The sequence below is a fragment of the Billgrantia campisalis genome, assembly GCF_022341425.1.
In the GTDB taxonomy this organism is placed as follows: domain Bacteria; phylum Pseudomonadota; class Gammaproteobacteria; order Pseudomonadales; family Halomonadaceae; genus Halomonas; species Halomonas campisalis.
Window position 1 is genome coordinate 25,179 of record NZ_JABFUC010000018.1, and the last position, 13,471, is coordinate 38,649.

Annotated in this window: 14 protein-coding genes; 3 read left to right on the plus strand and 11 right to left on the minus strand. The window is 65.0% G+C overall.

Annotated elements, in window-relative coordinates; genetic code table 11:
- From zigA to HOP52_RS17750, 11 genes are all read right to left on the minus strand, one after another.
- Positions 1–1,221 (minus strand): zinc metallochaperone GTPase ZigA, encoded by a 1,221-nt coding sequence (gene zigA, locus HOP52_RS17700; protein ID WP_238978768.1) that lies wholly within the window; start codon positions 1,219–1,221, stop codon positions 1–3.
- Positions 1,221–1,649, minus strand: a complete 429-nt coding sequence (locus tag HOP52_RS17705; protein WP_238978770.1) for a TraR/DksA family transcriptional regulator — start codon at positions 1,647–1,649, stop codon at positions 1,221–1,223. The genes zigA and HOP52_RS17705 overlap by 1 nt, the downstream gene beginning before the upstream one ends.
- 41 nt (positions 1,650–1,690) lie before the next feature.
- Entirely contained in the window at positions 1,691–2,362 is a 672-nt protein-coding gene (locus HOP52_RS17710) for a DUF1826 domain-containing protein (RefSeq protein ID WP_309675161.1), read from the minus strand.
- Positions 2,363–2,515: 153 nt separating this feature from the next.
- Positions 2,516–3,850: a TRAP transporter large permease gene (locus HOP52_RS17715; RefSeq protein WP_238978771.1), complete on the minus strand. Its 1,335-nt coding sequence runs from the start codon at positions 3,848–3,850 to the stop codon at positions 2,516–2,518.
- The gene (locus HOP52_RS17720; protein WP_238978772.1) at positions 3,847–4,347 is read right to left on the minus strand and encodes a TRAP transporter small permease subunit; all 501 of its coding nucleotides are present in this window, start codon (positions 4,345–4,347) and stop codon (positions 3,847–3,849) included. The genes HOP52_RS17715 and HOP52_RS17720 overlap by 4 nt, the downstream gene beginning before the upstream one ends.
- A 64-nt stretch (positions 4,348–4,411) precedes the next feature.
- Positions 4,412–5,521 (minus strand): TRAP transporter substrate-binding protein DctP, encoded by a 1,110-nt coding sequence (dctP, locus tag HOP52_RS17725; protein WP_238978774.1) that lies wholly within the window; start codon positions 5,519–5,521, stop codon positions 4,412–4,414.
- A 171-nt stretch (positions 5,522–5,692) separates the two neighbouring features.
- Positions 5,693–6,259 carry a LuxR C-terminal-related transcriptional regulator gene (locus tag HOP52_RS17730; protein WP_238978776.1) on the minus strand — a complete coding sequence of 189 codons (567 nt, stop codon included), beginning with the start codon at positions 6,257–6,259 and terminating at the stop codon, positions 5,693–5,695.
- A 16-nt stretch (positions 6,260–6,275) separates the two neighbouring features.
- The gene (locus tag HOP52_RS17735; protein ID WP_238978778.1) at positions 6,276–7,070 is read right to left on the minus strand and encodes a 3-hydroxybutyrate dehydrogenase; all 795 of its coding nucleotides are present in this window, start codon (positions 7,068–7,070) and stop codon (positions 6,276–6,278) included.
- A gap of 83 nt (positions 7,071–7,153) precedes the next feature.
- Positions 7,154–8,320 (minus strand): acetyl-CoA acetyltransferase, encoded by a 1,167-nt coding sequence (locus HOP52_RS17740; RefSeq protein WP_238978780.1) that lies wholly within the window; start codon positions 8,318–8,320, stop codon positions 7,154–7,156.
- Positions 8,317–9,849, minus strand: a complete 1,533-nt coding sequence (locus HOP52_RS17745; protein ID WP_238978782.1) for a class I adenylate-forming enzyme family protein — start codon at positions 9,847–9,849, stop codon at positions 8,317–8,319. Before HOP52_RS17745 ends, HOP52_RS17740 begins: the two co-directional genes overlap by 4 nt.
- Positions 9,850–10,128: 279 nt before the next feature.
- Positions 10,129–11,862 (minus strand): isocitrate/isopropylmalate family dehydrogenase, encoded by a 1,734-nt coding sequence (locus HOP52_RS17750; protein ID WP_238978784.1) that lies wholly within the window; start codon positions 11,860–11,862, stop codon positions 10,129–10,131.
- Between the two features lie 281 nt (positions 11,863–12,143).
- Here HOP52_RS17750 and HOP52_RS17755 point away from each other — a divergent pair, with 281 nt between their 5' ends.
- The 3 genes from HOP52_RS17755 to HOP52_RS17765 all read left to right on the plus strand — a co-directional run bounded on the left by HOP52_RS17755 (position 12,144) and on the right by HOP52_RS17765 (position 13,436).
- The gene (locus tag HOP52_RS17755) at positions 12,144–12,536 is read left to right on the plus strand and encodes a fluoride efflux transporter FluC (protein ID WP_238978785.1); all 393 of its coding nucleotides are present in this window, start codon (positions 12,144–12,146) and stop codon (positions 12,534–12,536) included.
- Positions 12,533–12,928, plus strand: a complete 396-nt coding sequence (locus tag HOP52_RS17760; protein WP_238978786.1) for a fluoride efflux transporter FluC — start codon at positions 12,533–12,535, stop codon at positions 12,926–12,928. Before HOP52_RS17755 ends, HOP52_RS17760 begins: the two co-directional genes overlap by 4 nt.
- A gap of 124 nt (positions 12,929–13,052) precedes the next feature.
- Positions 13,053–13,436 carry a DUF6394 family protein gene (locus tag HOP52_RS17765; protein ID WP_238978788.1) on the plus strand — a complete coding sequence of 128 codons (384 nt, stop codon included), beginning with the start codon at positions 13,053–13,055 and terminating at the stop codon, positions 13,434–13,436.
- Positions 13,437–13,471: the final 35 nt, after the last annotated feature.

Consider the following 13,471-nt stretch of genomic DNA (forward strand, 5'->3'; position numbering starts at 1 on the left):
TTACTCCCAGACGGGGAAGGGGTCGGGCAGCGCCTGCCAGGCCTCCTTGCCGGCCAGCAGCTCCTCCTCGCTGAGCAGGCAGGCGTCCAGCGCCTGGCGGATGCGCGCCTCGTCGAGGTTCTGGCCGATGAAGACCAGCTCCTGGCGCATGTCGCCGAAAGGCTCCTGCCATTTGTCCAGGATGGCGGCGCGGTAGTCGGGATCATCCGGCCAGCGCGACTCGGGCACCGCCTTCCAGAACATGCCGGCGAAGCCGTAGTGGGCGATGCCGCCGGCCTGGCTCCACTGGCCGGCGAACTGCGGTCGCGTGGCGAGCCAGAAGAAGCCTTTGGAGCGTAGCAGCTTGCCGCCAAACCAGTCGCCGTGGAGTAGCTCGAAAAATGCCTGCGGCCGGAAGGGGCGTCGCGCGTGGTAGGCGAAGCTGCCGATGTCGTACTCCTCGGTCTCCGGGATATGCTCGCCGCGCAGCTCCTTGAGCCAGCCCGGCGCCTGCTGGGCGCGCTCGAAGCTGAAGCGGCCGGTCTCGAGCACCTTGTCCAGCGGTACCTGGCCGTGGCGGATGGGGATCAGTTCGGCCTCGGGGTTGAGCGAGCGCAGTACCGCGGTGAGCTCGTCGAGCTGGGCGCCCGTGAGCAGGTCGGTCTTGCTGATCAGCAGCACATCGCAGAACTCGATCTGGTCGACCAGCAGGTCGGCGACGTTGCGCTCGTCCTCCTCGCCCAGGCTCTCGCCCGCTTCGGCCAGCGACTGCGCCTCGCGGTACTGGGTGAGGAAGTTGGCGCCGTCGACCACCGTGACCAGGGTGTCGAGCCGGGCGACATCCGAGAGGCTCTGGCCCTGCTCATCGGCAAAGGTGAAGGTCTCGGCCACCGGTAGCGGCTCGGAGATCCCGGTGGATTCGATCACCAGGGTATCGAAGCGCCCCGCCTCGGCGAGTCGGCGCACCTCGACCAGCAGGTCCTCGCGCAGGGTGCAGCAGATGCAGCCGTTGCTCATCTCCACCAGCCGCTCCTCGGCGCGGTTGAGCGCCACCTCGCCCGTATCACCGGGGGCGCCGCGCACCAGCGAGGCATCGATGTTGACTTCGCTCATGTCGTTGACGATCACCGCCACCCGACGGCCCTCGCGGTTGGCGAGGATATGGTTGAGCAGGGTGGTCTTGCCGGCCCCCAGGAAGCCGGAGAGCACGGTCACCGGCAGGGGCTGTGGAAAGGATGTCATCAGCCTTCACCTCTTGCCTTGCGATAGTGGTGCTCGCGCTGCTCCTGGCGCTCCTTGGCCTCCAGGCACAGGCGGGCGGTGGGGCGCAGCAGCAGCCGCGGTAGGCCGATCGGCTCGCCGGTCTCCTCGCAGTAGCCGAAGTCGCCCGCGTCGATGCGGCGCAGGGCCGCCTCGATATTGGCCAGCAGGCGGGTTTCGCGGTCGGCCTGGCGTAGCTGCAGGCGCAGCTCCTCCTCGAAGGCCGCCTGGTCGAGCTGGTCGCTGTCGCGCTCATGGTCGGCCATGGCGTTGCGCACCTCGCGCAGGTGACGTTCCACCCGCGCCTTCTCCTCGAGCAGCCGGTCGCGAAAAAAGCCCAGCTGCTCGTCGTTCATGTAGGCGTCGTTGGGCATCGCCAGCAGGCGAGCCTCCTCAGGGGAGTACGGCATGGCTCTCTCTTGTCGAAAAACGGCGAGTCCGGCGTGGGCTGTTACGCCGGGTCGATGGTCAGCAGCAGCCGCTTCTGGCCTTCTGCCACTGCGGGGCTGCGATGCACCAGGGCACGGTGTTCGTTGCCCTCCCAGCCGGCGCCCTTGAGCAGGGCCAGGTCGCCGATCGCGAGCCGCTGAATGGCGTCGTGGTCGCGGACGATCTCCGGCTTGCTCGCCGAGGGCGCACCCAGCCCGGCGCGCTCGACGGCGGCCTCGGGGAGCCACTCGCTGCCAGGGCCGTGGTAGGTGCTCACCAGGCGCACCGGGAGGTTGTCGACATGGAAGCGCGGGCACATGGCGGCGTCCAGCAGGCGCAGGCGGATGCCGACCGTCTCGGTGTCGAACAGGCAGGCCATGGCCTCGGCCAGCAGCTGGACGTCTTCGATCAGCGCCTCGGCCGCCTCGGGGGCCGGAAGCCGCTTGAGCAGGTCGGCGCGCAGCTCGTCACCGGGCTGGCCCAGCCAGGCCAGCTGCCAGGCGCGGTCCGTAAGGCACTGTGCCTGAGCGCTTTGCTGTAGCGCGGCCGACGGGCGCCGCCGCATCACGGCGATGTTGATGGCGTCCTCGAAGATGCGCGGCAGGACATCGATCTCGTCACCCACGGCCAGGTGGGAGGAGGGTTCCAGGTTGGCATCGCTGTTGAGTGAGGGTGAGAGCGCTGGCATCGACATGCGGAGTCTCCATGGCGCGAAGTTTAGATATGTTATAACGTATCTTTTGGTCGAGTTGAAGCCGTATGCGGTATGGCTTAGTAGAAGGTACAAAAGCGCCCGCCATGCAAGGCATGGCGGGCGCTCTGTCGGTCGCTGGAGTGAAGGTCCGGTTCAGTAGCCCAGCAGCGCTGACGGCAGTCCGGTGATCAGCCAGGGGAAGGCCGCCATCAGCAGGCAGGCCAGGGCGATCAGCGCCACGAAGGGCAGCACCGCCTTGTAGAGATCGACGATCTCTATCCCCTTGGGCGCCACGCCCTTCAGGTAGAAGAGCGCATAGCCGAAGGGCGGCGTCAGGAAAGAGGTCTGCAGCACCACCGCCACCATCACCACGAACCACAGCACGTCGATGCCCATCTGCTGCACGATGGGCAGCATGATCGGGAAGCTGAGCAGCACGATGCCGGTCCAGTCGAGGAACATCCCCAGCAGGAAGACCAGGAACAGCATCAGGATCAGCGCCCCGGTGGTGCCGCCGGGCATGGCCAGCACCAGGTCGCTGATCACCGTCATGCCGCCGCCGCGGGAGAACACCCCGGTGAAGGCGGTGGCGCCGACCAGCACCAGCATCACCATGGTGGTGGTCTTACCGGCTTCGAGCAGGGTGCGAAAGCAGGTGCTCGGTTTGCGGTCACCGAAGATCAGAAACAGCAGGAAGGCGATGAATACCCCGATGGCCGAGGCCTCGGTGGCGGTGGCCACCCCGGTGAACAGCGCACCGAGCACACCGAGGATCAGCCCCATGGGTGGCACCACGTACTTGGCCAGCATGATCAGCAGCTGCCCGGTCGAGGTCTCGGCACGCTCCGCGGCGGGCACCGGGGGGCCGTAGCTCGGCTTGACGAAGCAGATCACCAGCACATAGAGCGCGTACATGGCGCCGAGCATCAGCCCCGGCACCAGGGCACCGGCGAACAGCGCGCCCACCGACACCGGCGAGTAGCTGGCCATCAGGATCAGCATGATGCTCGGCGGGATCAGGATGCCCAGGCAGCCGCTGGCCATGATCACCCCGGAGCTGAGCTCCTTGTTGTAGCCGTACTTGAGCATCGGGGCCAGGGCGATCATGCCCATCACCGCGATGGATGCGCCGACGATGCCGGTGGTGGCGGCCAGCAACACCGAGACGATGACCACGGTCAGCGCCAGGCCGCCGCGCAGGTTGGCGAGCAGCAGGCGCATGGCATCGAACATGCGCTCGGTGACCCCCGAATCGTTGAGAAAGCGCGCCATCAGCACGAACAGCGGGATGGCCACCAGCACATAGTTGTCCATGGCGTTGCCATAGATGTTGTTGATGATGCTGCCCAGCACCCGAGGCCCGGGGCCCAGGTAGGCGCCGATAACGGCCACGCCGCCGAGCACGAAGGCCAGCGGATGGCCCATGAACAGGCCGATCAGCAGCCCGCCGAACATGACCAGGGTGAGCAGTTCCGGACTCAGGCTCATGCGGTCTCCTCCCGCAGCTGCTGGATGGCACGTATGACGATGGCGATGGCCTGCAGCAGGATCAGCACCGCTGCCACCACGATCACCCCCTTCACCGGATAGACCGGGATCGAGACCATGCCGTAGGTGGTTTCGCTGCGGCTGTAGGAGCGCATGAAGAAGCTCCAGCCGTGGGTGAGCAGCATCCAGATGAAGGGCGTGAAGAAGATCAGATAGCCGAGAAGTTCGATCATGGCCTGCTTCCTGCGCGAGAGCAGGCGCTTGAGCACGTCGACCTCGACATGGGCGTGATGGCGCAGCCCGTAGGCGGCCATCAGCATGAAGTGGGCGCCGAACAGCATCTTGGTGATGTCGAAGGCCCAGTCGCTGGGGCGCCCAGTGAACAGGCGCAGCGCGATATCGTAGAGCACCACCAGGGTGATGACGGCGATCAACGGCGCCAGGACACGCCCCAGTGCCTCGTTGAGGGTGTCGATCGCCTTGGCAATCGCGTTCATGGAATGTCTCCGAGGTCAGCACGAAAGCCGCCCCGGTGCGGACACCGGGGCGGCAGGGGGTGCCTTACAGGCAGGCTTCGATCTCTTCCAGGGACGGCAGGTTGTCCATGGTGCGGCTCATGTTGAAGGGGGCGGAGATATCGCGCCAGTTGCCGTAGTGATCCATATAGCTCAGCATGGAATGGAGCACCTTGGCATACATGGGATCCTCGCAGGCGCCGCGGAGGTAGACCTCATTGGTGATTTCCTGAATTCGGGCCAACTCATCCTCGCTCAGCTGAGAAATTTCCACACCGGCGTCCTGGAAATTCAGAGTGCCTTCTGTGGCGCTCTGTTCGAAGTGGGAGATCGACCAGGCCAGGTTGGCCTGGGCCGCCAGCTTGAGTTTTTCTTGGGTTTCCTCGGAGAGGGCGTCCCAGGCATCCTTGTTGATCATTACGCCCAATACGGTGGCTGACTGATGCCAGCCGGGAGTCGACCAGTAGTCGGCCACCTCGGAAAAACCCGCTTGGAAATCGACACCAGGAGAAGAAAACTCGGCGCCATCGACCACGCCTCGCTCGATGGCCTGGTAGATCTCACCTCCGGCCAGGGTAACTTGAGAGCCACCGAGCTGCTCGAGGATACGGCCCTGGTCGCGGCCGCCCAAACGTAGGCGTTTGCCTTCAAAGTCGGCCAGAGTCTCGATCTTAGTTCGTCCGAGGAATCCCGTCTCATTATTGAGAATAGCGTAGGGAAGATACTGGATATTGAACTGGTTGTAGACCTCCTGGTAGAGCTCGAAACCGCCCCAGTGCTGGATCCAGTTCAGGTAGTCGACGGCATTGAAAAGGCTCGCCGTAGTGCCCAGCAGAGCGAATGCAGGTGAGCGACCTGCCCAGTAAACGCCGGTTTCACCGGCGGCATCGATGCTGCCGGTCTCAGTGGCGTCGAACACCTCGCCTCCCGGCATCAGGGTGCCGCCGGCACGGAATTCGATCTCGATCTCATCGCCGGCGATGCGATGAACGGTGTCGACCCAGCGGCGGTCTGCTTCGATCAGCGCCAGGCTGTCTGGCCAGGTGGTGGTCATGGTCCAGCGCGCCTTGTCGGCAACGGCTTGGGTCGAAAGTGTACTGATTGCCACGGCAGTAGCGAGTGAACAGGTGGTCAGCAGGTGACGAGAGTATTTCATGACGTGATCCTTGTAATTGTTGGGTCGGTTATTGGCGATACTCTCCAGCCGTTATCGGTCGGAATATTCTCGCCTGACAGTCATCCTAGGTGGCCGTGCTCCGTGTCGATATACGTAGTACTACGTAGTGAGTTACGTAGATGGTCATGCCCTCTTTCTTTGGGGTAGGCATCATGAGAGCTGGATGATGCGCGATACCATCTCCGCGGTATTGCGACAGTCGAGCTTTTTCATAATACGCGCGCGGTGGGTTTCCACGGTGCGATGGGAAATTCCCAGCTCCCGAGCAATCTCCTTGCAGGTCAAGCCATTGGCGATGAAGCCGGAGATTTCCCGCTCACGCATGGATAGCTGGTTTTTCCGCTGGGGGCGTATGTCGATCTTAATGAAGGTCCACACTGCCAGGTCGAAGGGTGCTTCCGGTGTTAGAGTGCGTCCCTTGGTCTTGGCCCAGAAGACCTCGCCAGTGCGGGTCTGCATGAAGCGCTCGTCGGCATAGTTTGGCGCCTTGAGCATCTCCTTATAGCCACGGTCGCCGATCGTCTTGAAATCCGCGAAGCTGGGGTAGAGTTTCAGCATCAGCTGTCCGAGCAGCTCGCTGCGTGAATACTCGAAGAGCTCACAGAAGGCGTGGTTGCACTCCAGGATGCGGCGCTTCTGGGTGACCACGATGGCGCTGGCCGAATGCTCGAAGGCCAGCGCCATCAGCTCACGCCCCATAGGCTGAGAGGTCGTCATCGGGTGTCGCCCCTCCCTAGACGCAGGTCCAGCCGCCGTCGATGGGCATGGCGGTGCCAGTGATATGGCGGGCCGACTCCCCGCCTAGGTACAGCGCGAGCTCGGCCACGTGGGCCGGTGGAATCAGGCCGCCGTCCGGCTGCTTCTCCGAGACCAGGTGACGAATGGCGTCCTCTCGGCTGCCACCGATCTGCTGCTGGCGCGCCTCGATCTGGGGCGCGATGATCGGGGTATCGGTCCAGCCCGGGCAGATGGCGTTCACCGCGATTCCTTGGCCGGCAGTCTCCAGCGCCACCTCGCGGGTGAAGCCGACCACGCCATGCTTGGCGGCCACATAGGCCGATTTATCCACCGAGGCCACCAGGCCGTGCACCGAGGCAATGTTGATGATGCGTCCCCAGCCCTTGCGGCGCATGTCGACCAGCGCCTGCTTGGTGCAGTGGTACACGGCCACTAGGTTGATGGCGACGATCGATTCCCAGAGATCGTCGGGGAAGTCGGCAATGGGGGAGGTCTTCTGGATGGCGGCGTTGTTGACCAGGATGTCGACGTCGCGCCCCTCCTCGCGGAGGCGGGAAAACATGGCATGGATCTCCTGACGGCTGCCTAGGTCGGCCTGCTGGTAGCTAACCTCGCGGGCCCCGACTGAGAGCAGTCGGTCTCTTAGGCTGGCAATCGCCTCATCGGTAGGCTCCACTCGATCATGGGCGATAACAGCGGCACCCTGCTGGGCGTAGGCCAGGCAGATGGCGGATCCGATGCCGCCCAGGGCACCGGTGACTAGCACGCTCTTGCCGTTTAAGTGTGACATTGGTGCATCTCCTAGATTGTTATTGGAATGGCTGTTGTAAGTGCTCTTGCTACACGCCGGGAAAGCGGGAGTCGGCGGTGATGTCAGTCGATGACACGCTCCAGGATGCTGGCGTAGTTGGCCACGCCCATGCCGCCCATGTTGAAGACGGCGGCCAGACGAGCGTCCGGGATCTGCACGCCGGTCGCCTCGCCGAGCAGCTGCCGGGCCGCCAGCACGTGCATGGAGACCCCGGTGGCGCCGACCGGGTGGCCCTTGGACTTGAGCCCGCCGGAGGGATTGATTGGCAGCCTGCCATCGGGCATGACCCATCCTTCGTTAATCGCCCTGGCCCCCTGGCCGGACGGGGTAAGCCCCATGGCCTCGTAGATCATCAGCTCGGCGATGGTGAAGCAGTCGTGCACCTCGGCCAGCGACAGGTCGTCGAGGGAGAGGTCGGCACTGGCGAGCACCTGCTGCCAAGCCCGGCCGGCGCCCTCCAGGCGGGTAAGGTCGCGTCGAGCCAGTGGCATGAAGTCGGTGACCTGGGCCTTGGCGCGGAAGCGAACCTGGCGGGGGCCGGCAGGTGCCGCGTCGGGATGGGTCAGCACCATGGCGGCCGCGCCGTCGGAGACCGGCGAGCAGTCGGTGCGCTTCAGCGGCGCGGCCACGACCGGATTCTTGTCCGAGACCTCGCGGCAGAAGTCGACTCCGAGATCCTTGCGTAGCTGAGCCAGCGGGTTGTGGGTACCGTTGGCATGGTTCTTGGCCGCGATACGCGCCAGGGCCTCGGCGTGATCCCCGTAGCGCTCGAAGTAAGCGCGGGCGACCTCGGCAAAGATTCCGGCGAAGCCGGCCTCCACACCCTGTGACTCGGGCCGGTAGCTGGCGCCCAGCAGGCCCTCGGCGATGGCGGCGGGGCTGGCCTCGGTCATCTTCTCCGCACCGATGACCAGGACCCGCTTCGCCAGGCCGCCCTCGATCAGGTTGATCCCCTGGTAGAGCGCCGCAGAGCCGCTGGCACAGGCGTTCTCGCAGCGCGTGGCGGGCTTGAAACGCAGGTCGGGGTCGGCCTGAAGCGCCAGGGAGGCGGGAAACTCCTGGGCGCACATGCCGCTGTTGAACTGGCCGACATAGATGGCGTCGATGTCGCGGGCCTCAACGCCAGCGTCGGCCAGGGCCGCACTGGCCGCGTCGGCAATCAGCGTCTCGAGGCTCGCCTCGAGCTTGCCGAACTGGCTGTGGGATACACCGATGATGCGGGTTTTCATGGAGCACTCTCCTCCTGTTGGCGGGCGAGACGCTGCCTCAGCGCCGTCTTGACGATCTTGCCGTAGGCATTCTTGGGCAGGGCTTCGAGGACCTCGTAGCGCCTGGGCCGCTTGAAGCGAGCCATCCGTTCCAGGCAGTGCTGGTCCAGTTCGGCCGGATCGAGCGGGCGATGGAGCGAGACGAAGGCGACCACCTCCTCGCCCCACTCGGGATGCGGGGCTCCTATCACCGAGACCTCGTGGACGGCCGGATGCTGCAGTAGCACCTCCTCGACCTCGCGCGGGTAGATATTGGTGCCGCCGCTGATGATCACATCCTTGACACGATCGGTCAGGAAAAGAGTGCCGTCGGCCGCCATGCGTCCGATGTCGCCGGTACGTAGCCAGCCGCCGCGCAGGGCCTCGCTTGTGGCCTCGTGATTGTTCCAGTAACCCAGCATCACGCTATCCCCGCGTACGCAGATCTCACCTTCCTGGCCGTCTGGCAGCGGGTTTCCCTCGCTATCCTGGATCGCTACTTCTACTTGGGGGTGGGGGCGTCCTACCGGTACCAAGGCCTGGCGATCAGCGGATACCTCGCCGGGCTCGGCATAGGGCGCGTGCGCTTCCCGACTCATCACCGAGATGGTCATGGGGCTCTCGCCCTGGCCATAGATCTGCACCAGTCGCGAACCGAAGGTCGTCAGGGCGTCACGCAGGTCGCGTTCGTACATAGGGCCACCGCCATAGACGATGGCCTGAAGGTGGTCGATGTTCAGCTCGGCTTGGCTGGCATCGAGATGGTCGACGAGCCGCCGGATCATGGTCGGCGCCAGGAACATGGCAAGCCCGCGGTGCTGGTTGACCAGCTCAATGAACTCGGCCTCGTCGAAGCCGGCGCTGGCCGGCACCAGGCTGGCACAGCCCCGCATCAGGTAGGGAATCAGGTAGATGCCGGAGCCGTGGGACAAAGGCGCGAAGTGCGCCAGCACCTGATCATTCTCGACATGGTCGACGTTGGTCAGGTAGCAGTTGGCCATGCAGGCGAGGTTGCCATGGGACAGCGTGGCGCCCTTTGGTTGGCCCGTGGTGCCGCTGGTATAGAAGATCCAGGCCGCATCGTACGAAGCCCTGGTCAGCGGTGCGCTGAGGGGCTGTCCCTCGGGTGCGAAATCGGGGGATTCGAGCAGCAGGAGGCGTGCAGGACTGGCAAGCGTGGTATCCGGTGTGCGGTCGCTGATCAGTAGCCGGCTGCCGCTGTCCTCTAGGATATAGTCGACTTCACGCCAGTGCAGCTTGGCATTGATTGGCACCACGACCAGCCCGGCGTACCAGGTCGCGATCAGTGCATCCAGGTAGGCGGGGCGATTCTTCATGTAGATAGCCACGCGCTCGCCCGGCGCGAGCCCCTGCCGGGTGAAGTGGCCCGCGAGGGCCTTCACGCGCTGTTGTAGCTCGGCATAGGTGGAGTGCAGCGCCGGGCCGTGATAGAGCGCGGGGCGCTCCGGCCCTATCCGCGTGCTGTGGTCGAGATAGTGGGCGATATTCAAGGGATATCTCCGCCTGTCTTGTCGTTGTGATGAAGGCCGTTGCCGCTTATCGCCAAGACTAGTGGGCTCCCCTACGGATCGATATACGTAGTACTACGGATGCGGATCGGTATTAGGTCTTGTCTGTTAGGCGGCGATCAATGTGGTCAGGTGTCGCCAGTTACCATCCAACCCGGTCGCACCGGACCGGGTTGCTGAGGGGGAAGAAGGCCAGGGGGCGGGGGGGGGCGTCGTGATGACCTCGCCCGAAGGAGCGAGGTCGTTTCGCTCGGCTCTGGCCTACAGTCGGCTGGCCACGGCGTCGAGGAAGCCATTCATGTCGACCAGGGTCTCGCTCGCCGGGTTGTTGGTCTTGCCCTTGAGGTCGCCGGTAATGATGCCGGCGCCCACGGTGTCGATCAGCGCGGCCTTGAGGCGATGGGCGTAGTCGATCAGGGCGTCGTTGTCCTCGCGCTCGCCCAGGGTCTCCAGGGCGTTGGCCACGGCGAACAGCAGGGCGGAGGAGTTGAAGTGCGCCTGCTTGCCGTTGGTTTCCTGATAGGTCAGATAGAGATCGTGAGCGGTGCCATGGGGCGCCTCGAAGAGCATGGTGCCCTCCTTGCTCTCGATGATCGAGCTGGCGGTGGCGAGGCTTCCGCCGAGCGCGGCGGAGATGTCCGAGAAGATGTCGCCGTCGAGGTTCTGCGCCGGGTAGAGGGCGTTGCGGGGCGGGTCGGTGATCATCTTGATCAGCTGGCTGGAGGGCCGCATGATCATGAACGACGGTGGGGGGGTGCCGGTCTCGGCCAGCTCCCGGCGCACGTCGGTGATCGCCGTGCTGAACACCTCGTCGTACTCCATGTACTCGCGCTTGAGGCCGAAGTAGACCTCCTTGTCCTTGCGCGAGGCGTCGCGAAATACCTGTAGCACCCAGTCCTTGATCGCCGCCTGGTCGTTGGACATCAGCAGGATGGCGTCGCCTTTCTTGACCCTTCGCGCGTGCTTTTCCTCGCCGTCGACGATCACCTTGAGGATGCCGTCTTCACTGGCGGGCGCGTTGAAGCTGCCGTATTGGTCGCCGCCGCCGGCGCTCATGCGCGAGATGGAGACCTGGGCCTTGCGGTCGGGAATGCCGTAGAGCTTGAGCTGTTCCACCAGCTTGTAGAGCTTGCGGCCGGTGGTGTTGTCGGGCACCCCCCAGAGGGCGCGTTCGGGCGGGTTGGCGACCAGACGCGCGGCCTGGGCGTCGATCAGCTCATAGAAGTACTTGAGCCCCAGCGCCTCCACCTGCTCGCGGTAGTGGGTGTCGTAGACGCCCTCGATGGCGGCCCGCATCACGCCGTCATAGCCGGCGATCACGGTGTCCTTGAGGCCCAGGTAGATATCGCGCTTCTCGCCGATGGCACGCTGGAAGAAGCGGTGGGCCCAGGCTTTCACGTCCTCCACGTCGTTGGTGGCCAGCAGCCAGGGGTCGCCCTTGTTGACCTCGCGGCGGTGCAGTTCCACCGGGTCGCCGCTTTCGCCCACGAACATCAGCTTGACCACGCCGGTGGCGCGGGAGAGCTCGTTGAAGCTGTCCTTGATGCCGCCGGTGTCCATGGTGTCCACCTCGATATCGCGGCCGATCCACTCGGGACGCGAGACCTTGAGGTTGCGAAACTCGATATCCTCGCGGGTGATATTGCCGCCGATGCCCTTGCGGATGGCACCGTTGGGGGACTTGGTGGCCAGCGGGTGCAGGCGGGTGCTGTCGATCTCGGGGTGCTTGGCCAGCAGCTCGCCGAGCTGGGTGCGGTTGACTGTCATGCCGGCATTCTTGATGCCCACGCCATGCTGCTTGAGCGCTTCGATGGCGTCGATCACCACCTGACCGTTGGTCACCAGGCGGTTCTCGGCCGACAGGTCGATCTCGACCAGCGCCACGTCGAGCCGTGAGGTCACGAAGGTCTCGAGGATTCTATCGAAGGCTACCTGAGCCATTTCGTCGCCATGCAGGACGACAAGGGGGGCATCGACTTTGATCTTGTTGCTCATCACTTTTTCCTTGTTGAGCCGATGAAAGGGAGCGAAGTGGGAGTGCTCACAGGGTACGCCTGCCGTTTATCCTTCGCCAGGCGGCCAAAGGCGTACCTCTTGCGTGGACTTCTTGCATGGACTTGGCGCCGGCAAGGGGAGGCGGGTGCCCGCACGGCGTGGGGGATAAGCCCAGGCTCATGTATGCTTGGCGCTGCCCTCCCGCACGGCTTCGATCGGCAGGCGCCGCGGGATGTCGAGCCGGAGCGCTATTCCGTCGAGCCTAAGAAGGAGAGCATCGAATGAGCGTTGGGTTTTCCAGCCTGCTGCTGGTGGCGGTGGGCGGTGCGCTGGGTGGCATGGGGCGCCTGGCGGTGACCAATCTCGTCACCCGGCGACTCGGCGCCACCTTCCCCTGGGGGACCCTGGTGGTCAACCTGAGCGGGGCGCTGGTGGCGGGCTGGGTCGCGGGGCGGCTGGGGGTGCCGACGAGCCTCGAGCTCTCCGCGGCCTGGCTGGGGTTGGCAGTGGGCGTGCTCGGCGGCTACACCACCGTCTCCTCCTTCAGCCTGCAGACCCTCTCCCTCTGGCAGAGCGGCTATCCGCGGCGGGCCGTGGGCAACGTGCTGGCCACCTGCCTGATCGGTCTATTGCTGGCCGCCCTGGGCTGGTGGCTGGCAGGGGGCGCCCAATGAATCGCTGGTATCCCTACGCCGCCGTCGGGCTGGGCAGCGCCCTCGGCAGCACCCTGCGCTACCTGGTCTCGGCGGGGTCGCTTGCTGCTCTCGGCCCCCTCTTTCCCTGGGGGACCCTGCTGGTCAATGTCGTCGGCTCCTGGCTGATCGCCTGGCTGGCCACGCGGGGGGCGCGCTACACCCGTGGTCGCGTGGCGCGCTGGCAGCCCTTCCTGGTCGCGGGCTTCTGCGGTGGTTTCACCACCTTCTCGCTGTTCGGCCTGGAAACGCTGCACCTGGTCACGGTGGGCCGCCCGGGCCTGGCGCTGCTCTATGTGGTGGTCAGCCTTCCGCTGTGGCTGGGCGCCGCGCTGCTCGGGCAGCGTATGGCCAGGATGGGTGCCGCTGCCTGATCACGGCGAGCCCGAGGCCGGATGCCCTAATCCGGCCACTGCCTGAGCCCATCACGGCGCTGGCGTTCGCGGTCAACGGGGCGCCTGCCTATACTGACGGCGCGTCCCGGCCAGGAGTAGGCCCATGAATCTCGAACGCGTCGTCTTCGGCTTTTTCATCATTCTCACCCTGAGCCTCAATTACGCGTTCGTGGCGGGTGGCGTCGAGGCGGGCGCACACCACAATGTCTGGATTCTCACGCTGACCATCATCGTCAACCTGGTCGCGATCGGCCTGAAACTGGGGGATCGCTCCCAGACCGGGGCGTTGCTGCTGGCCTCCGGGCTGGTGGCCGGCCTGCTGCTGATCACGGCGCGGGTCGTCTGGATCGTCGTGGAATCCGGTGGTGGGAGCGAACCGGGGCCTGGAGAAATGGCCGATATCGTCTCGCTCGCCACGGGAGCGCTGGTCGCGAATATCGTTGCGACGGTAATTCTGGTGGGCGATACGCTGCTCTCGCGACGCTAGGAGTGCGGGTCGGTTTAGCATGGCAGCCGCCATCC